Source organism: Cupriavidus consociatus, from assembly GCF_017814975.1.
GTDB classification, from domain to species: Bacteria; Pseudomonadota; Gammaproteobacteria; order Burkholderiales; family Burkholderiaceae; genus Cupriavidus; species Cupriavidus consociatus.
Window position 1 is genome coordinate 331895 of record NZ_JAGIQA010000002.1, and the last position, 20329, is coordinate 352223.

16 protein-coding genes are annotated in these 20329 nt (G+C 61.4%); 3 read left to right on the forward strand and 13 right to left on the reverse strand.

All coding sequences use genetic code 11. The features are described from left to right. Nucleotides 1-110 precede the first annotated feature (110 nt). The 11 genes from J8I82_RS04670 to pruA form a co-directional block, all read right to left on the reverse strand. Nucleotides 111-1175 (reverse strand): polyamine ABC transporter substrate-binding protein, encoded by a 1065-nt coding sequence (locus J8I82_RS04670; RefSeq protein ID WP_209754834.1) that lies wholly within the window; start codon nt 1173-1175, stop codon nt 111-113. An 85-nt stretch (nt 1176-1260) separates the two neighbouring features. After that, the gene (locus tag J8I82_RS04675) at nt 1261-2265 is read right to left on the reverse strand and encodes an Ldh family oxidoreductase (protein ID WP_209754836.1); all 1005 of its coding nucleotides are present in this window, start codon (nt 2263-2265) and stop codon (nt 1261-1263) included. A gap of 78 nt (nt 2266-2343) precedes the next feature. Next, the gene (locus J8I82_RS04680; RefSeq protein WP_209754838.1) at nt 2344-3396 is read right to left on the reverse strand and encodes a proline racemase family protein; all 1053 of its coding nucleotides are present in this window, start codon (nt 3394-3396) and stop codon (nt 2344-2346) included. A gap of 41 nt (nt 3397-3437) precedes the next feature. Beyond that, nucleotides 3438-4499: an ABC transporter substrate-binding protein gene (locus J8I82_RS04685; RefSeq protein WP_245179392.1), complete on the reverse strand. Its 1062-nt coding sequence runs from the start codon at nt 4497-4499 to the stop codon at nt 3438-3440. Nucleotides 4500-4948: 449 nt separating this feature from the next. Further along, nucleotides 4949-6094: a porin gene (locus J8I82_RS04690; RefSeq protein WP_209754840.1), complete on the reverse strand. Its 1146-nt coding sequence runs from the start codon at nt 6092-6094 to the stop codon at nt 4949-4951. Nucleotides 6095-6152: 58 nt separating this feature from the next. Further along, on the reverse strand, nt 6153-6590 hold the full coding sequence (locus tag J8I82_RS04695) for a cupin domain-containing protein (RefSeq protein WP_209754842.1): 438 nt from the start codon (nt 6588-6590) through the stop codon (nt 6153-6155). 44 nt (nt 6591-6634) lie between these two features. Next, the gene (gene putA / locus J8I82_RS04700) at nt 6635-10393 is read right to left on the reverse strand and encodes a bifunctional proline dehydrogenase/L-glutamate gamma-semialdehyde dehydrogenase PutA (RefSeq protein ID WP_245179394.1); all 3759 of its coding nucleotides are present in this window, start codon (nt 10391-10393) and stop codon (nt 6635-6637) included. Between the two features lie 54 nt (nt 10394-10447). Next, on the reverse strand, nt 10448-11287 hold the full coding sequence (locus tag J8I82_RS04705) for an ABC transporter permease (RefSeq protein ID WP_209754843.1): 840 nt from the start codon (nt 11285-11287) through the stop codon (nt 10448-10450). Between the two features lie 4 nt (nt 11288-11291). Further along, the gene (locus J8I82_RS04710; RefSeq protein WP_245179396.1) at nt 11292-12461 is read right to left on the reverse strand and encodes an ABC transporter permease; all 1170 of its coding nucleotides are present in this window, start codon (nt 12459-12461) and stop codon (nt 11292-11294) included. Between the two features lie 228 nt (nt 12462-12689). Further along, nucleotides 12690-13763 (reverse strand): ABC transporter ATP-binding protein, encoded by a 1074-nt coding sequence (locus J8I82_RS04715; RefSeq protein WP_209754845.1) that lies wholly within the window; start codon nt 13761-13763, stop codon nt 12690-12692. Nucleotides 13764-13798: 35 nt separating this feature from the next. After that, complete coding sequence (gene pruA, locus J8I82_RS04720; protein WP_245179399.1) at nt 13799-15385, reverse strand: L-glutamate gamma-semialdehyde dehydrogenase; 1587 nt, start codon at nt 15383-15385, stop codon at nt 13799-13801. Nucleotides 15386-16119: 734 nt separating this feature from the next. Between pruA and J8I82_RS04725 the strand changes: the two genes are divergently transcribed. Then, the gene (locus J8I82_RS04725; RefSeq protein ID WP_209754847.1) at nt 16120-16782 is read left to right on the forward strand and encodes a TetR family transcriptional regulator C-terminal domain-containing protein; all 663 of its coding nucleotides are present in this window, start codon (nt 16120-16122) and stop codon (nt 16780-16782) included. Nucleotides 16783-16817: 35 nt separating this feature from the next. Here J8I82_RS04725 and J8I82_RS04730 read toward each other — a convergent pair whose 3' ends face one another. Then, nucleotides 16818-17828, reverse strand: a complete 1011-nt coding sequence (locus J8I82_RS04730; protein WP_209754848.1) for a LysR family transcriptional regulator — start codon at nt 17826-17828, stop codon at nt 16818-16820. A 95-nt stretch (nt 17829-17923) separates the two neighbouring features. Next, nucleotides 17924-18217, reverse strand: coding sequence for a hypothetical protein (locus tag J8I82_RS04735; RefSeq protein WP_209754849.1), 294 nt, complete (start codon nt 18215-18217; stop codon nt 17924-17926). A gap of 319 nt (nt 18218-18536) precedes the next feature. On the opposite strand from J8I82_RS04735, the gene J8I82_RS04740 reads away from it, so the two are divergent. Both J8I82_RS04740 and J8I82_RS04745 read left to right on the forward strand, forming a co-directional pair. Continuing rightward, nucleotides 18537-19724 carry an NAD(P)/FAD-dependent oxidoreductase gene (locus tag J8I82_RS04740; RefSeq protein WP_209754851.1) on the forward strand — a complete coding sequence of 396 codons (1188 nt, stop codon included), beginning with the start codon at nt 18537-18539 and terminating at the stop codon, nt 19722-19724. An 11-nt stretch (nt 19725-19735) separates the two neighbouring features. Beyond that, nucleotides 19736-20329, forward strand: coding sequence for a HutD family protein (locus J8I82_RS04745; protein ID WP_209754853.1), 594 nt, complete (start codon nt 19736-19738; stop codon nt 20327-20329).

The window sequence follows — 20329 nt, forward strand, 5'->3', positions numbered from 1 at the left end:
GGATTTTCTTTCGCGGCCCTGGCCACGACTGCCTTGATATGAAAACGGGGTCGGACCGCCAAGCTGGTCCGACCCCGTTATCTCAACACACCACCCTTGCTACAATTGCCTTACTTCTGTCCGAGCCAGACAGAGAACTTCTGATTCAGGTCGTCGGCATGGTCAGCCCAGAAGGCAACATTCACGTCGATGGCGTTCTTCTGGTTTTCCGGAGCGGTCGGCAGATACCGGGCAACCTTCTCATCGACAAGCTTGGCCGACGACTGCCGCATCGGCCCCAGAGCCGTCGCGGAGGCGAGCTTGGCGAGGGCTTCGGTAGACGTCGAATAGCGGATGAATTCCTGGGCTGCCTTCACATTCCTGGACCCCTTTACGATGGCATAGCCTTCGATATTCTTGACCTGGCCATCCCACAGAAATCCAAAGGGCTTCTTGTCCTGCACCACAGCGGTATAAATGCGGTTGGGATAGGCGCTGGTCATGGACACCTCACCATCGGCCAGCAGTTGCGGCGGCTGGGCACCGGCCTCCCACCAGACAATGGCGGGCTTGATCGTGTCCAGCTTCCTGAATGCGCGTTTCAGGCCCTCCGGGGTAGCCAGCGTCTTATAGACGTCCGCGGCAGGAACGCCGTCGGCGAGCAACGCCCACTCCAGTGCGCCTTCCGGGGATTTCCGCAGTCCACGCTTGCCAGGGAAGCGCTTCAGGTCGAAGAAGTCGGCGATCCGGGCCGGCTCACCGTCCTTGAATGCACTCTTGTTGTAAGTGATCATGGTGGACCATGCCACATTGCCGACGATGCATTGCGACAGCCCGCCAGGGAGGAAATCGGCTTTCGCCGCCGTTCCCGTCGCGGATGCCGGTATCGACGACGGGTCGATCTTCTCGAGCAATCCTTCGTCGCACGCGCGCGTTGCGTCGGAGAGTTGCATATCGACCACGTCCCACGTGACGTTCCTCGATTCTACCTGGCTTCGAATCTGTGCAATCCCGCCGTTGTAAGTATCCATTTTGACGCGGGTGCCGGATTTCGCCATGAACGGGCGCACCGCGGTCGAATTTTGCGCGTCCTGATACGAACCGCCCCATGATGCAAAAACAAGGTCTGCCGCCGTGGCAGGCAGACTGACCGCGCCCATCGCCAGTAGCGACAATGCCTTTCTATAACTAATCATTTACTGTCTCCATCGAGTGACTTTCAATTGCTCCCCGCGATTGCCGCACTTCTGCTTTGCTGCCTACTGCTTTGCTGCCTACTGCTTACTGCCTACTGCTTTCTGCCTGTTGCATTGCGCCAGGGCGAATCGCGTAGCTTTTCACCCTGTCGATGACGGACGCCGGGACGTCAATGTCATGAGTCGTGATGTGACTGCCTGGAATCCGCACGCCTTCGGCTGCCAGTCGCGCAATATGCGACCTCAGCCTTTCCTTGAAATCCGACGCAAACAATTCCGGCTTGAATGCCATGAGGAAGAGGCCGACGCCGGGAGATCGCGTCCCCTCCGAGTAGGACGGTGCATCCATCGACCAGTTGGCACCCGTGACGCCTGCCGCCAGGACTTCCGCCATCATGGCGATGTTGGCGCCTCGCGCACCGCCAAACGCAACCAGCATTCCCTTGACAGCTTCCCTGGCATCAGTCGTTGGTTCTCCCTTCTCATCGACGGCCCAGCCCTCCGGAATGGACTCGCCATTTTCGGCGGCTCGCCGGATGTTGACGAATGCGGTAGCGCTGCAGGCCTGATCGATGACCAGGGGCCTGCCGCTGGGGAATGGCGCGGCAAACGATAGCGGATTGGTTCCATACACCGCCTTGCCGCTTTCCTGCGTTGTCATTTGCGCCGTCGCATTGCACGTGGCCAACGACACCAATCCCGACTCGGCCAGCCGGCGGGTATAGTAGCCAAGCTCGCCAACGGTAAAGCTGTTCGACAATGCCAGGACGACCACGCCATAGGTATCGGCCCGGTGCACCAGTTCATCAAACACGCAGTCAAATCCAAGCTGCGCAATGCCCTCTTGCGCGTCCACCAGAACGGCCGCCGGTACAGGCACGCTGATTTTCGGCTCCGCGTCCTTCCTGATCCGCCCCTTGCGCAAGCCATCCAGATAATCCGGCAGGTGGGCGAACCCTACGGCCTTGCTGCCCGCCATCTCGGCGGATAACACAGCGTTGGTCAGAGACGTCGCCATTGCGTCACTGGCGCCAACCGCCTTCAACGCAGCGTGCGCAATCCGTTGAGCATCTTCAAGTTCGTATCGCATTATGTGTTCCCACGGAGCCTCCGCGCGAAGGGCGCGCTGGCCCCTCTGCGCGGTGGCTATTGCAGCCAGGTCAGGCCATCATGCCCAGATGTCACCGACCGTGAAGCCGTTGACGAACGGATCATCGGGATCGAGCACGTAGGTGCTGTAGCCGTAGATCCAGGACCGGCCGGAAATGGTCGGCACCACAGCCTTGAACTCGCCGATTTGCGCTTGTTCGACGAGCTGCCCGGTAAAGACCGTGCCAAGCACCCCTTCGTGGCGAAATGGCTGGTTCAGTTGCAGTTGGCCTTTAGCATAGAGCGTCGCCATTTTGGCCGAGGTGCCGGTACCACAGGGACAGCGATCGAGGGCGCCGGTCCAGGTGGCAGGATTCTCGAAATCGATGTCCCCGCTAGCCACCGTCACCGCATTTTTCCAGTCGGCATTGGGATTGTCCGTGGGCCCGGAAAGCTGCGCGATGGTGATGCCGATGCCCGGGTAATCGGGGTGCTGGACCGGCAGCTGTTCCTGGGCTGCCTTCAGGATCAACGCGGAGATCCGTGCAATTTCGGCGCCCTGTTCAGGAACAAGCCGCACGCCTTCAAACTGGCGGACATCGGCAATGACATAGAACATGCCACCCCAGCCGACATCGACAGTCACCTTCCCGAGGTGAGGCACGTCGATCACGGTATCGAGATATGGCGCAAAGGCAGGGACATTCCTGAACGTCACCTGGGTAACCTTGCCGTTGCTGCACTCTGCCCGGATCCCGATCAGGCCCGCCGGCGCCTCCAGCTGAAATTCCGTCACCGGCTCCTGCATGGGGAGCATGCCGGTCTCCAGCAGCACCGTCGCCACGGAGATGGTATTGCCGCCGCTCATCACCGGATATTCGACCTGCTCCATGATGATGTATCCCGCGGCGGCGTCGGGATGCTTGGCGGGAACGATGAGGTTGCAGCACAACGGCGGATAGCCGCGCGGCTCGCGCAGCATCAGAAGGCGGATCTGGTCATCGTTCTTCTCCAGCCATTTCATCTGCTCATAAACAGAATTTCCGGGGATATGCGGGACGCCGCCGGTAATGACGCGCATCGGCTCGCCGGCATGCGTTTCGACCGCGTGAAACATGCGTTTGAATGTCATTTCAATTCCTGTCGTAATTTTTCCAAGCCGAGATTGACGGCTTACTTGCTCAACCAGACCGCAAACTTCTGATTCAGATCATCGGCATGGTCTGCCCAGAACACAGCGTCGACGTCGATCGCACCCTTCTCGTTATCGGGATGCGTGGGCAGGTATGGCGCGAGCTTTGCATCGATCAGGCGCAGCGAAGACTTCCGGATCGGACCGTTTGCGGTCAGCGGCGCAAGCTTCGCCAGGACATCGGCTTGCGTCGCATACCGGATAAAGTCCCTGGCTTCCTTCAGATTCTTCGTGCCCTTGACGATGGCGTAGCCCTCCACGTTCTTGGCCTGGCCATCCCAGATGAAGCCAAATGGCTTGTTGTCGTTGATCATCGCCGCGTAAATGCGCCCGTTATATGCGGCCGACATGCTCACCTCGCCGTCAGCCAGAAGCTGCGCAGGCTGGGCGCCTGTTTCCCACCAGACGATCGACGACTTGATGGTATCCAGCTTCCTGAAGGCCCGGTTGACGCCTTCGCGCGTGGCCAGCACCCGATAGACATCCTTCGGCGCAACGCCATCGGCCAGCAGCGCCCATTCCAATGCCGCCTCCGGCGACCGGCGCAGTCCCCGCTTTCCCGGGAACTCCTTCAGATTGAAGAAGTCCGCGAGCTTCGACGGCTCGCGGCTTTTGAATTTGTCCTTGCTGTACGCGATCAGTGTCGACCAGGCGATATTCCCCGCCATGCACTCCGAGACGGAGCCCGGGATAAAATCGTTCTTCGCGGGCGTTCCATCGGCTGCCGGCGCCAGGTCGCTGGTTTCGATCCGCTCGAGCAAGCCTTCGTCACAGGCCCTGACGATGTCGCCGAGTTGCATGTCAACGACATCCCAGCCAACGTTCCTGGTTTGCACCTGAGTCCGAAGCTGCGCGAGGCCGCCGTTGTAAGTGTCGCTTTTAACCCTGACGCCCGCCTTCTCCCCATAGGGTCTGAGCGCGGTCTTTTCCTGGGCCGATTGATAGGTACCGCCCCACGATACAAAGGTGAGCTGAGCTGCAGCTGCGACAGTGCTCATGGTGCAACAAGCGGTCAGCATCGCTGCGGCTACCATCCTGTTCATTGTTTTCTCCTACATCGACATGGCTGGTCGCAGCCATGAAGGTCTTGAATCAAGTCTGGGCAATTTCCGCGCTATGGCGCGATGGCACTCTTTGTCGGGCCGGCACTCTGGTCATGCCCACGCAGACGCCGCCTGTTTGCATGTTATGAAGGTCCCGGAACCGGTTCAACTTGACAACAATGGCTTATGTCCAGAATCGTCGATCGTTATGAACCTTTTCCCCAGGGTAGCGAACGACCCACATCGGCCTGGCCTCCACTACGCCGCAACGCAGCAGTCGTTGGCGGTACTGTGGCGGACCATTAGGCACTGACTGCCTGGGTGCCTTGCTCGCCATGTAAAAAGGCCCGGCAGAACTGCCGGGCCAACCCGCTGATCTGCAGCAGATGGCCCGAATGCCTCAGAGCAGAGGGAGGAGACAAGGAAAATCGCTGCGGTATTGGGGAAGCTCAGAAGAAGTGGCGAATCGCCGCACGCACCAGCAGCTGGCTCCGGTTCGAGGAAACATTGGCAGCCCCCGGAATGTAGGCTGTATCAAGCACAGTGCCGGTGGTATCTCCGGCAACACGCTGGTACACCGCCTGCAGGTAGACATCGGTGCGCTTCGACAGGAGATAGTCACCCATCAGGCCGACCGAATGGTAGACCGGATGCTGCTTGCCGGAAGTCGCGTTAAAGCTGGCACGCGTGTACGTGTACATGGCGCCCAGCCAATAGGACGGTCCGAACTGGTATTTGCCGTTGATCTCGAAGTTCTGGAACCGAAGTGACGACAACGTACCGGCCGGGGGCGTGATCGGACCAACATAGCCGGAGCTTTGCGGGTCGTTGACCGTCGAGCTGGAATACACAAAGCCCAACGCGGCGGGTCCAGCGGTATAGGTCGCGCCAGCGCCAAACATCTTCAGTTTGCTGCCCAGAAAGTTCTGGTCGCCACCATTGTTGATGGCGCCATAGGACGTCGCCGAAGGATTGTCGGCCTGAAGGTATGCCGCGCTGAGCAGAAATCCTCCGTTGGTGTATTGCGTGCCGAAGCTGAACTGGCGATTCTTCGCAAAATTCACGTCATCGCTGAAGCTATACGTACCGCCAAACTTCAACCCGCCCAGCGACGGGCTCGTGTACTTCACCGTGTTATTCACACGGAATGAATACAGCATGTTGTCATTGTCATACGGATGGCCGAACGCATAGCCGCCCCAGCTGCCCCCGACCGACGTCTGCGACAGGAAATCGACGAGGGAGTCGTACTGGCGTCCCGCGGTGATCGAACCGAGGCTGTCGCTCGACAGGCCGACGTATGCCTGCCGGCCAAACAACAGCCCGCCCTGCGCAGAGCGCCCGTTGTCTACGTTGAAACCGCCTTCGAGCTGGAAGAGCGCCTTGACGCCGCCCCCGAGGTCTTCAGTTCCCTTCAGGCCCCAGCGGCTACCATGCGGGAAGCCGCTGGCCAGCTCAAACACACTGTCGCCACCGACGTTGTTGGTGTAATTGAGGCCCTCATCGAGAACCCCGTACAAGGTCACGGAGCTTTGCGCGAAGGCGGGTACGGCTAATGCGGACAACAGGGACACAGCATACAACTGCTTCTTCATATCGACCTCCCAGGCCACTATCAAGTTTTCGTGTGTTGAGGAAACTTGTTTTTACTTTTTATGCTTTGCTGCTCTGCGCAGTTTCTCGAGGCGAATCGCCGACTCTTCGTGCAACTTCTGACTCCCTGGTCGTGACGACCAGAACAATGCAGCCGTCCTTTGAAAAGGAGCGATGACGTGACCCGGCCTTGTAGATCAGCGTCTCTCCGGGACCAAAATCCGTTCCGTCGCTGTCGGTGAAGATGCCTTGCCATACCATCAGCAATTCGGTCGTCATGTGGACATGCTCGGGCGACGTTGCTTCAGGCTCCATGCGCATCCAATAGCTGGACCAGGCACCACTTTCGTCGGCGCCCAACGGTATGCGGCTGAACCCCGGCAATACCGTCTCGCCGATCCTCATTGGCGACCAATCGCCATCAGCCATGGCGTAGCAAAGCCGCCTGGGGGTATGACGCTGCCCACGCAGCTGCGCCTTTGCGCCTGCTTGTTCCATGTAGAAGCCCTGAAGTATTGAAAGGGAAAGAGTCCGGCTACAGCTCAGAGGCCGTCTTCACTCAGGACCATCAGTTGCGTATTGCCACCTGCCGCGCTTGCGTTGACGGTCGTGACACGCTCGCGCACCAGGCCCGTCCAGTCGTATGTGCCCTGCTCATCGGCGAGCACCACCGCTACCAGCCTCTTGATGGCAGCTGTCCGGATCTGCGGCAAGTCTCTGTGCCCCGAGGTCACCAGCACCGCAGACGGACGGACGCCGGAAACAGCGCCACCGATGACACTAACGGCATCATGCGCATCGACGACCTGGCAAGTCCCTCGAAGCCGTGCAGCGACCTCGTTGCCTGCAGCGGATTTCAGCAAGATCACTTCATTGCCAAATGCCGTTGCCGCCATGGCCTGCGCGATCAGCGTTTGCAGCGAGTCGCCGATACACAGGACCTGCCCGCGCGGAAGATACTCATAGGTATTTTCCTCGCCCGTCAATGCCGGCAAGGTGACCGGCGCCAGTGCCGCAACCGTCCCGGTGAGACGCACGGCTTGATTCGAGACTTCCGCCATGGCCCCGCGCTGCTCTGCGGCCAGCGCGCGCAGCGCTTCCACCCTTGCTCGCGCAGACATCTTCTCTTTCTGCATGAAATCGCGCCGAACCACCAGGCGGCCGCCTTTGCCGTGGACCGGGAATTCATGGAACTTGTCGCTCGACAGCGTCGCTGAGGGGGCAAACGGTCCCGTAGCCGCCACCACCGGCTTCTCATCCTTCCGTTGCAACGCGTATAGCGCAAGCGGTCCCGCTGCCATGGGACCGGTTCCCGCGGCACCACTGCCGCCATGCGGCTGCATGCCGACAAACGGCTTGTGCATCGCGCGATTCACGCAAACGCTATGCGCCTGGGTTCTCGACAGAAGCGCGCCAGCGGCTTCGTTGATCCGCGTATGCAGTCCCACCACCCCGCAGCCGACGGCATTCAGCCGGTCGATCATGCTGTCCAGCTCTCCGGTACGCCAGCGAACGACATGAAGCACGGGCCCAAGTACCGAAGGGTTGATTTCCTTCAGCGCGTCGGCCTCTCCAAGGTCAATGATCGTGGGGGCAACGAAGTTGCCCTTGTCGCAACCCTTTCCAAGGCGACCGCGAACGACCTTGAAGCCGCGGCGCGCCATGTCCGCCACATAGGATTCCGCGGCATCGCGTTGTTCCCGGGTCGCCACGGGTCCGATATCGGCAGACGACGAGAAGGGATCGCCGGTCTCCCGCTCACTCAGCATGCCGGAGAGCATGCGCAGCACCGTATCGGCCGTGGAATCCTGCAGGCACAGGACGCGCAACGACGTCGCCAGCTGGCCGGCGTTCCGGAATGCGGACACCATCGCGTCGGAAATGACCTGCTCCGGCAGCGCGGTGCTGTCCACGATCATGGCATTCACAGTCGCCACACGGGCAACGAACCTCGGCTGATGACCCGCCTCGGCCACTTGCGCGGCAATCAGGCTCGCGTTGACGTTGTCGCCCTCGTACAGCACCGCTGCGACGCGCCGATCTGCCAGCAACGCTTTCCTGGCCGCAGGTTCGGCGCCGAGCAACAGCTGCAGGACGCCTTCTGGCATGCCGCAGCGAGCGAAAAGGTTGGTGGCCTCGTAGGCGACAAGCGCTCCTGCCGGCGAAGGCCTGGCAATCACGACGTTGCCAGCAGCAACGCTCGCGGCAACGTGGTCGACAAAGCTCGACAGCGGACTGCCGCCCTGCGTGAGGCTCGCGACGATACCCAATGCCTGCCCGCTGCCGGCCCCCTGCTCTGCCTTGAGCTGATACGCGTAGAGGCGGCAGAGATTCACCGCATTGCGCACCTCCTCCGCAGCTTCATGCAGCGTGGCGCCACAGGCGTAGACCAGCAGTGCGCCCAGGCGGCAGGCATTCTTTTCGAGTTCACCGGCAAACTGCTCAATGCAGGACGCCCGGGTATGCGCATCGCTTTGGGCCCAGGCCGGCGCGGCCAGCGCGGCGGCATCCAGCGCCGCGTTGACCGTCGTGCCGTGGCAAGCCGCAACCGTGCCGACCACTTCGGAGTTGTCGCTGGCGCTATAAACCAACGCCGTGGCTTCGGATTGGACTTCGTGCCCGCCTGATAGCACCGAATGTGCGACCACCCGAACGGTGCGCAAGGCCTCCACCGCCGCGTCGAAATCCTTCGATCTGGCAAAGTTCAGGCTACCGGCGTTGACCCGCCCCGGCAGCACGCCGGTGGGCATGACAATCCCTGCATGGGGTTTCCCGCCGGTTCGCATGGCGCGCGCAACGGGATCCTCGACGATATCCGCGATGCTGACTTCGGGATCGACAATCTGGTTGACGAAGGACGAATTCGCGCCATTTTCCAGCAAGCGCCGGACCAGGTAGGCGAGCAGCGTGGCATGCGGTCCGACCGGCGCATAAATGCGGCACGCGCGTCCGAGCTTCGACTTGCCGACCACCTGGTCGTACACGGTCTCGCCCATGCCATGCAGGCATTGGAATTCATATTCCTGGTTGCCTGCCAGCGTGTGCACCGCAGCGATCGAGAAGGCATTGTGCGTCGCAAACTGCGGGAAGATTGCATCCGGCGCAGCCAACAGTATCTTCGCGCACGCCAGGTAGCTGACGTCGGAGTGCACCTTGCGCGTGAATACCGGGTAACCGGCGCTGCCGGCGTCCTGGGACAGCTTGATCTCGGTATCCCAGTATGCGCCCTTGACCAGCCGGATATTGATACGGCGGCCGGTGGCCCGTGCCAACGCCACAATCCATTGCGCGACGGCATGGCCGCGCTTCTGGTACGCCTGCAACGAGATGCCGATACCGTTCCAGCCGCGCAGGCTCGGCTCACGGCACAGGCGTTCCAGCATCTCCAGCGTCAGGTCGAAACGGGCGGACTCTTCCTGGTCAAGATGGAATCCGATCTGATACCGCCTGGCCAGCTCTGCGAGGCGCAACAGGCGCGGATACAGTTCGCTGATGACCCGGTCGCGCTGGGCCAGTTCATAACGCGGATGCAGGCCGGAAATCTTTACCGAGACGCCCGGCCCCTCAATCGGACCCCTGCCCCTGGCGTCCTGGCCAATGGCTTCGATGGCATGCATATAGGAATTGAAGTACGCATTCGCGTCCTCATCCGTCAACGCTGCCTCGCCGAGCATGTCGTAGGAGTAGCGGTAGCCATTGGACTCGCGGCCCTTCGCGGCACCGATGGCTTCTTCGATGGTCTGGCCCGTGACAAACTGCTTGCCGAGCATGCGCATGGCATAGGCGACCCCGGCGCGCACCACCGCCTCTCCGCCCTTGCGCAGCACGCTGGTCAGCGCCTCGGTCAGGGCGGATTCGTCCGGCTGTTTCAGCAGCTTTCCGGTCACCAGCAGCCCCCATGCCGTGGCATTGACGAAAAGCGACGGCGACTTGCCGATATGCGCGCGCCAGTCGCCATCGACGATCTTGTCCCGAATCAGCTGGTTGCGCGTCGCGGTGTCGGGAATGCGCAGCATGGCCTCGGCGAGACACATCAGGGCAATCCCCTCGCGGCTGTCCAGTGAAAACTCCTGCGTCAGCAGGTCGACCCCACCGGCGTTGATGCGTGCGTCCCGGACACCCTGGGCGAGCCTGCTGGCCAGCTCCTGCGTCCTGGCCAGCGTCGGGCCGTCCATGCTGGCTTCACGCATCAGCGCCTTCACGACAACTTCTTCGCTCAACCCTGACGCCTCGTCAATGCGTTGACGCAGTACGCCCAGATCCGCCGTCGCGGTTTGCATTTGTTTGAGTTCCGACAACATATGAGTAATCCGGAATAACGTTCGACTGAATTCGATGTCCGAGGCGGACGGCTATTAATGGGCGATGGCGGCGCTGCCGCGCAGGCGCTCGGTCCTGCGTCGCAATGCCTCGAGCGTGAGCAGGAGCAGTGTCGAGACGACCACCATCACCGTCGCAACCGCGAGGATGGTCGGGCTCAGCTGTTCGCGGATCCCCGACCACATCTGCCTCGGCACCGTGCGCTCGTCCGTACCCGTCAGGAACAGTGCGACGACAATCTCGTCGAACGAGGTCGCGAAGGCGAACAACGCGCCGGATACGACGCCCGGAGCAATGATCGGCAGCTTGATTTCCATGAACACGCGCATTGGCGAGGCACCGAGGCTGCGGCCCGCGCGAGTCAGCGTTTCATTGAAGCCGGCCAGCGTGGCTGTCACGGTCACGACGACGAACGGAACACCGAGCGCTGCGTGGGCGAGCGTCAGCCCCAGCAGGCTGTTCGACAGCCCCCGTGGACTGAAGGCAAAGTAAACCCCGACCGCGGTGATGATCAGGGGAACGATCATCGGAGACACCAGGATGCCGGTAATGATCGACTTGCCCTTGAGCCGGGGATGCATCAGCCCGAGCGAAGCACCGATGCCAAGGATCGTCGCCAGCAGCGTTGAAGCAACGCCGACCACCATCGTATTGCGCAGTGCCAGCATCCATTCCTCGCTGCCGAAGAAATCGCGATACCAGCGCAGGCTGAATTCGTGAATCGGGTAGGTGAAGTAGGGCTGCCAATTGAACGACAGCGGCATCACTACCAGCACCGGCAGGCAAAGGAAGACCAGGATCAGCAGGGAAATGCCGACATGGGCATAGCGTCCGACACGGCCCCACAGGGTCACATAGGCAGGAAAATTGAACATGGTCTTACCCCAGCTTCACACCGGCACCGCCGGTCAATCGCACGAACATGGCATAGACGAGGACCACGCCGACCAGGAGAATCGAGGCAAGCGCACTGGCCAGGCCCCAGTTGAGCGTTGTGTTGACGTGGTTGGCGATGTAATAGCTGGCAAGCTGGTCGTCCGGCCCCCCGACAATCGCCGGCGTGATGTAATAGCCGACCGCCAGGATGAAAGTCAGCATTCCTGCCGCGCCGACACCCGGCAAGGTTTGCGGGAAGTAGGCCTGGAAGAAGGACCGGATCGGGCCGGCTCCCAGCGATCGCGCCGCCTTCATGTAGATGTTCGGGATACCCTTCATGACGCTGTAGAGCGACAGGATGGCGTACGGCAGAAGGATGTGGGTCATCGACACCAGTACGCTGAAGCGCCGGTAGATCAGCGCCAGGCCCGTGTCCGTGATACCGAGGCCGATCAGGATGTCATTCAGCACGCCATTGGTCTGCAGTACGACCACCCACGCCGAGGTGCGCACCAGGATGGAAGTCCAGAACGGCAGCAGCACCATGATCATCAGGATGTTGCTGTACCGGGCCGGGATATTCGCCAGCAGATAGGCAACCGGGTAACCCAGCAGCAGGCACAGCAGGCTGACCAGCACGCTGACCCATGCCGTGCGGATAAACACATCGATGTAGAGTCGTTCGCTCGGCTCCTGCATCACGATCGAGCCATCGGCATCCCGCCTGAAATCGAGCGCCTTGATGTAGTTGGCAAGGGTCCAGGGTGAGGACGCGAACTTGATCGTCGACCATGTGCCGATTTCCGCCCAGCGCCCGTCGATCGCGGACAGGCGCTGCTGCCATGGCTGCCCATCCTCTCCGGGCAGCCGGCGCGCCGTCTTCATGATCAGGCTGCGCATACCCGCCTCATCGAAGTTCAGCCGGGAGGCAATGCGCGTCGCGCCACCGGCTTCCTTGCTGGCCATCAGCTCTTCGCCAAAAGCCGCATAAACCTTCTCGTCCGGCAGCTTGCCCGCTTTCGGGTCCCATTCGCGCAGCATTGCGGCCGCGCGAGGCAACTCCTGGGAAATGGTCGGGTCCTGGAAGCTCTTCATCAGCAAGCTGCCGATGGGGAGCAGGAAGGTGACAAGCAGAAAGGCGAGCAGCGGCAGGATCAGCAGCAGCGCCTTCATCTGCCCTGCACGCTCCGCGTTCCGCAGCCTTGCCTTGAGGCTCTTCGCATCGGCAACGGTAACATGCAGGACTTTGCTTGTCGGTGCCGAAATATCAGTAGGAATCATCATCTTGTCCGGCGGTCGCGACCGCGCCTCCTCGTTCAGTCAATGGATCGGCAGGCTGCCCTGGTTTGTGCGCCTGGTTGCGCCACAGCCTCACGTCAGACTTCTGCTTGACCTCGCCGGCTACAGGGCGCGGCAGGCTTCAGCCATCCAGCCGATCTCCACGGCATCCCCGACCCGCAGCCTGCGGGCGGGGCCATCGTTCGGCAGCTTGACGACGAAGTCAGGCCGGCCGCAGACATCCATGACGATGCGCAGGTGGTCGCCGTAGTAAATGAGGTCCTTCACGCCGCCCTTGAAGACGTTGTCGCAGGCGCGCGCTGCCTCGCCGACGGCGATACGCTCGGGCCGCAGCGAAATGCTCGTGCTCGAGGACTGGCGAACGGCCTTGCTGGCGCTCGCGCGGATGGTGTGCCCACCGTCCAGGTTCACCACGCAGCGGTCCCGCTCCAGCGTGGAGATCACGCCCTTGAGCTCATTGCTTTCACCGATAAACCTGGCGACGAATGCGTTCTCCGGCTGTTCGTACAGTTCCGACGGCGGCGCCAGCTGCTGGATGACGCCGTTGTTGAAGACGGCGACGCGATCCGACATGGTCATCGCCTCGCCCTGGTCGTGCGTCACATAGACGACTGTCAGGCCGCTCTGTTCGTGGATCTGCTTGATCTCGTACTGCATCTGCTCGCGCAGTTGCTTGTCGAGCGCACCCAGGGGCTCGTCCATCAGCACCAGTGCCGGCTCGAACACCAGCGCCCGCGCGACCGCGATGCGCTGCTGCTGGCCGCCCGACATCTGCCCGGGCATGCGGTCGGCAAACTTGTCCATGTTCACCATGCGCAAGGCGCGCGACACCCTGGCCTCGATCTCGCTCTTCGGCATCTTGCGCACTTTCAGCGGGAATGCCAGGTTCTCGGCAACGGACTTGTGCGGGAACAGCGCGTAGCTCTGGAACACCATGCCGATATTCCGGCGCTCCGGCGGGATTCGGTTGATCGGCTTCCCTTCAAGAAGAATCTCGCCATGCGTGGCCGTTTCAAAGCCGGCCAGCATCATCAGGCATGTCGTCTTGCCAGAGCCAGACGGTCCGAGCATCGTGAGAAATTCGCCCTTTTCAATCTCAAGGTTGAGATTCCTCACAACCAACGTTTCACCGTCGTAGGTCTTCTGGACGTTTTTGAATGAGACAATCGTCGACATCGTGTTCTCCTTTGGGGGAAGCCGGACCTGGCAAATCAGGCGCCAAAGCGCCAGTCGCGCGGGGGCAGGTACGTTTCCTTGACGACGCGCGGCGATGCCCAGCGCAGCAGGTTCAGGTACGAACCGGCCTTGTCATTGGTGCCGCTGGCACGCCCGCCGCCGAAAGGTTGCTGGCCGATCATGGCGCCAGTGGGCTTGTCGTTCAGGTACAGGTTGCCGGCCGCATTGATCAGCACCGACTCAGCCTGGTGCAATGCGAAGCGGTCATAGCTGAAGATCGAGCCCGTCAGCGCGTATGGGCTGGTCGCGTCGATCAGCGCGAGGGTCTCGTCCCACGCGTTGTCGTCATAGACATAGACCGACAGCACCGGGCCGAACAACTCGTGCGTCATCAGGTCATGCTTGGGGTTCGACACCTCCAGCACCGTCGGCTCGACAAAGTAGCCAGGCTCCGACCATGTCTTGCCGCCGAAGACAACGTTCACGGCACTGTCGTCCCTGGCGGCCGCCAGCACGCGGCTCAGCTTTTCATACGACGCCTGGGAAATCACGGCGCCCATGAAGGTATTAAAGTCGGCGACATCGCCCACCTTGAGCTCGGCAAGCCGGGCGCGCAGTTCCTGCGAAACGGCCGGCCACAGGCTGCGCGGAATATAGGCGCGCGAAGCGGCGCTGCACTTTTGCCCCTGGTACTCGAAGGCACCGCGGATCAGCGCGATCGCGACTTCCGACGCGTTGGCGGATGCGTGCGCCAGGACGAAATCCTTGCCGCCGGTCTCGCCGACCAGGCGCGGGATCGTGCGGTATGCATCGACCTTGGATGCAACGCCCTTCCACAGCGACTGGAACACCGGCGACGAACCGGTGAAATGGATGCCGGCGAGGTCCGCCGAGCCGAGCGCAACGCGGGTGGTCATCTCGGCTTCGCCCGGGACGAAGTTGATCACGCCCGGCGGCAGGCCGGCCTCCTCGAGCGCTTGGTAGAAGATGTAGTTGGCCAGCGCCGATTTCTCGGACGGCTTCCAGAGCACCGTATTGCCCATGATTGCCGGCGCGGTGGTCAGGTTGCCGCCAATTGCCGTGAAATTGAACGGCGAGACGGCATAGACGAAGCCCTCCAGGGGGCGCCAGTCAGCGCGGTTGACGGCCGTCGGCACCGACAGGGGCTGCTCGGCATAGACGCGCTGCGCATTGAAGGCGTTGAAGCGCAGGAAGTCGATCAGTTCGCAAGCGCTGTCGGGTTCGGCCTGGTCGATCGTCTTGCTCTGGCCCAGCATGGTTGCCGCATTGATCTTGACACGCAGTCGGGTCGCGATGATCTCGGCGGCACGGTGCAGGATCGTGGCGCGGCTCGCTTGCGTCAGGGCCGCCCAGTCGCGCGCCACGGTCTTCGAGTTTGCGATGGCTTCCTGTACCTGGCTCTCCGTGGGCCGGTGGATGCGGGCGAGCAGCCGTTGGTGGTCATGCGGAGCGCGGACGTCGACCGTGTCGTTCGAGAAGTACTTTTTGCCGCCAATGACAGTGGGAATTTCGACAACTTCGCGCTGCTCGATGGCTTTGCTCAGTGCATGTGCTGCTTCCGTTCCCGGACGAAAACTCACTTCCGGTTCATTTGCCGGCATCGGAAATTGGGGACCTGAAATCACGCTCACTCCTTAACAAAACGTTTAAAACAAAACCGGGTAGTCGGGTGGATGGAAAGGGATTCTGTGTTTCTCTTTCTCCCTGGCGACTTCGCTTTCGAGATTAGTGGGAACAAAACGAACTCCTTATTGCTTCACCCCCACTTATGCAATGAATCCAATGCAGTGATGGGCTAATCGGGAGGCCCTTCAAAGCGGCCGCATTCGACAAGCCGCGTGATCTGCGCATGGCTTGCCCGGGTGGACCGTGATTCATGACGCACATCTTTCCGGGCGAGTACGGCAGATTGGGCTGATCGCTCGTTCACCCGAACCGGCATATCTCGCCGGAACAGAGAGGAGAAAGAGGCACTATCGACGTCAGTGACGCATGCACCTCGAAAGTCCCGCCTGGCTAGCACTGAACATACGTTCAATCAACAGCGACCAAGCGAACTATACATGCAGCGAGGCGGGACTCAAATATCTGGTATTCCCTTAGTTTCCCCGTACAGAACAAGGGAAAACCCTTAATTCAAACGCCGAAGATTGATGCGTTCGGCACCGAATCAGTGAACGTATGTTCAATAAGACAACGACGGTACGCCTGCGAGACGGCGTCCAATAGCCCTGAACGATTGTTCAGAGCGCAGTAAACAGAGGTACCATTAGGCCCAACGCTTCGCGACCGATTCCGCCTGCCATCAGAAATGGCTCAGTCAAGTACCGTTGGAATGAATAAAGACACCATGGAAACCCTCGGCGCTCGCAATGCCAGGGAAGATGCCGCCCTGTTCGAGGGCATGCCACTCAAGTTGGTGGAAGCCACGCTGGAGGTGGTCGGCCAGGTTGGCCTGGAGAACCTCACCATTCGCAAGGTCAGTGAATTCGCCGGCGTCTCGGTCGGGCTGGTGCATCACCACTTCGATAACAAGAGCGACCTGGTCTACAGGACGTTCGTGTATCTGATCAAGCGCGTACGGGAACAACTGACTGCCGGCAGGCGGGACATCGCGGATCCCATCGATCGCATGAAGTTCACGGCCGACATGTGTTTCAGCGATGAAGTGCTTAGCCCCGGCGTGGCCAACGTCTGGCCACACATGTGGAGTTCATCCGCGCACGACCGGCAGGTTCAGCGGCTGTGTGCGGCCTTCTCGCGCCGCTTGCGCTCGAACTTCACGCATGATCTGCGAGAAGCCGGCTGCAGCCGAACCCTGGCCAATGTCTACGCAATCCAGGCCATGGGCCTGGTGCACGGGCTCTGGATCGAACACCGTGTTGCCGCAACCATCTCCATTGAAGAGGTGCGCGGCATTTTCCATGGCGTCATCGACGATGCCACGGGAGACGTCTGGAAACGGAATTTGCGCGCGGCGCCGCGGACCAAGGGTTGATCGCGCCGGCAGCCGCCGGGCATGCGCTGCTGGCCCTACTCCTCGACTTGCAGGCAAACGTCTTCCGGCTTCAGCGCCATCGCCCTGGCGATGTCGTGCGAAACCTGTCGCTCGAAGACACGCCGGAGCATGTCATAGAGGTCCGCGGGTAAATGGCCAAGCTCATTCTCGCGAAACGAAAGGAAAAACGAACGGCTCAAGCCGCCGTACGGGCGTCCATGCCGCGAGAACGCCGATAGCGGCACGACCTTGATTTCAGGCACATAGTGGCGCGACTGCCATACGCACAGTGGCGTGGTAATGGCAAAGCCAAGCCCGGCCGCCACCAGGCTAAGCATCGGGTCGGTCGCGTCGAATTCGCACGAGCGCTCGATATTCTCCGCGTGCGCCGCGAGATACGAGTCGACGTGCTGGCCAATCACGGAACGCGCGCTATACCGGATCAGCTGGAGGTGTTTGCTCAGGTCCGCCAGCGTCGTAAAGCGATCGATGTCGAAATCCTTCGGCAGGACAACGAAGTAGGGCTCGGTAAACAACTTGCGCTTCCGCACCCCCGGCGATTGCGCCATATCGCTTGTCGTCACGGCGATATCAAGCTGGCGTGCCTCGAGCTGGGCATCGAGTGCCGGGGTAATACCAGACCAGAGCCGAATCTGATGCGAGGTGCCGGACAACGCCTTGATGATGATTGGACCGATCGTTGCCGCAAACGAATCGACGCAACCAAGCCGGACGACGACGCGCTTGGCCCGGGTAACGTTCCGTACGCTCTCCACCATCTGGTCGGCGCCCTGCAGCAGGACGGTCGCCTGGTCGAACAGTCGCTGGCCCGCAGCCGTCGGGCGGGCGGGCCGCGTTGCGCGGTCGAGAAGCATCGTATCGAGCAGCGTCTCCAGCGCCTTGATGCGCTGCGAAACGCCAGCCTGGGAGATATTCAGCCGGTCGGCGGCATCGGATATCGAACCGGCTTCGACAACAGCCACCCAGCTGGCGAGGAGGTCCCAGTCCGGGTACCGTTCGGTTGCTCTCTCTCTCATTATCGGCATTCAAGTGAGCGGTGACTCTAACATGGAACGGCGGCGCTCTGACATTGCGCTGCACCCGGGCCGATGATCCCTCTTGCCGTCAGGACTTGCTGCTGTCACTCCAGCAGGCCCGGCTCCCTCGCCCGCTTCGGCCGGATCAATTCATCGTCGGGGCGGCTGCCAGCAAAATAAAACTGCGCGGGCCACCATAGCAGGGAATAGCGCCGCGTCCCGTCCTTGCACCGAAGCCAGCAGCGGCCACTCCTGTCCCTGGCCACCGCCACCAGCGTGACAACGAATTCGGGATTATCGAAGCTTCGCACCTCGACATGCCCCTTGCCTTCCAGGTCCTCTGTCCAGAATCGCTCAACTTCCACGGCAAGGGAGTCATAGTCGGTTTCATTCGGCATGGTCGCACTCCGTTCCTTCACCTCAGTGCGCGCCAGATCCAACCCATTGCACGGACGCGCCTCTTATTCATTCTAGGAGCCGTCGCCACGATACGTGTTATGGCCTGCGATCCGCGAAAGGAGCGTGCAGTTCGCGGCAACTATCAGCCAACCCTCGGCCAGGAATGCCGTTGGAACGGCGATCCACCCTGAAACATGCCGCAAAAGGCACCCAGGTTTGCTTCCGATTCTGCTAAGAATCGCTTGCGCTTATATAAGCCGGTCCACCGTTGCTCCTGCACCAGACTTCCGACACAACCTCTCAATGGAAGGTGCATCTGTGAATTCATACGACGTAGTGGTGATCGGCGCCGGTGTCATCGGCAGCTCGGTAGCATTTCATCTCGCCAGGTTCGGCGCAAAGAGCGTCCTGGTGCTCGACCGGGGCAGCATCGGTGCCGGGACGACTTCCCAATCCTCGGGCATCCTCCGGACCCACTATTCGGTCAAGGAGAACGTCGAGCTGGCCCGCCATTCCTGGGCAGTGTTCAAGGACTTCGCCACATACCTCGGCGATGACGAGGCTTCGTGCGGGCTGGTCAAGTGCGGCTACATGATCGTCTCGCCGGAAGGCGACAAGCTTGAGCCGCTGCGCGCTTCGCTCAGGCAGCAGCAGGAACAAGGCATTCCCCTGGAATTTCTGGACCGCAAGCAGGCGAAGGAACTGTTGCCCATTGCGCAGTTCGAAGACGCGGCCCTGATCGGCTATGAGCCCGAAGCCGGCTTTGCGGATGCCTACCTGGTCGCCACCAGCTTTGCCCGTGCCGCGCGCCGCGGCGGCGTGACGGTCCGCGAGAATGCCGAGGTCCATCGCGTCCTGATCGAGAACGGCAAGGTTGTCGGTGTCTCGACTTCGATCGGCGACTTCTCCACGTCTATGGTGATCAGCACCCAGAACATCTGGACGCCGGAGCTGGCCGGGTGGACCGGCCGCTCGCTGCCCGTGGTGCCGGAACGCCATGCCGTGCTGGCCCTGGAATGCAACGAAGCGAAGTACAGCTACACGATGCCGGTCTTCAAGGATCTGGGCTCGCCCGGCATGCTCTACTGCCGCAGCTATGGCGGCAGCCAGATGCTCGTGAGCGAAGGCATCGTAGGCGAGAAGCTGCAATCCGCGGAGGTGGAGCAAGGCGACATCCCGATGGATTACATCGTCGAAGTCGGCGCACAGGTGGCCGAGCGTTTCCCGAACTACGAGACGGCCGGCATCGCGTCTTCGTGGACCGGGGTCTACGACGTGACGCCGGACTGGAATCCCGTCCTTGGCAAGCTGCCGGGAATCGAAGGCCTGGTTGTCGGCTATGGCTTCTCGGGCCATGGCTTCAAGCTGTCGCCGACGGTCGGTCGCGTGCTCGCCCAGGAGGCGCTTGGCCTGCCGACGGATGTCTCGCTGAAGCCGTACTCCATCGAGCGCTTCGAAACCGGCGATCTCCTGACCGGGAAGTACGGCCTCGGCGCGGTTTCCTGATCGCCACTGACATGAGCCAGCTCGAAGCGAAATGGCTGCGCCTCGTGCCCGCACAGCCCTGGCAGAACGGCGGCGGGGTCACGCGATTGCTGGCCGAGCGCGATGGCGAGTGGCGCATCAGCGTGGCCAATGTGGATGCGAACGGGCCGTACTCGCGCTTCGAAGGCATGACACGGTTATCGCTCGTCGTTGAAGGAAAAGGCGTGGTGCTGCGGGCCGCGGAGCGGGTGGTGCCGCTCCAGTACCTGGTGCCGACGATCTATGACGGTTCCATCAACTGGACGGCATCGCTGATCGACGCCCCGGTGGTGGCACTGAACATCATGGCACGGACGGACAAATACCTGCCGAGCGCCCACCTTCTCGACTCGGAATTCACCCTGCCGGCCGGCTCGGCCGCGGTGATTCTCGCCGGGCACTCCCGATGCGTCGTCCGCGGGAGCCGCGCCGGCACCGCCATCACCATTCCACCGAGGCAGTTTCTCGCGCTCCCTTCGGTTGCGGAAGCGGTGCGGGTGATCCGCGATGACCGCAACCCTATCGGCAACCGCCCACCAGTTGTGGCGTTGATCGAGCCAATCCAACGCACCACGAAGCACATTTAG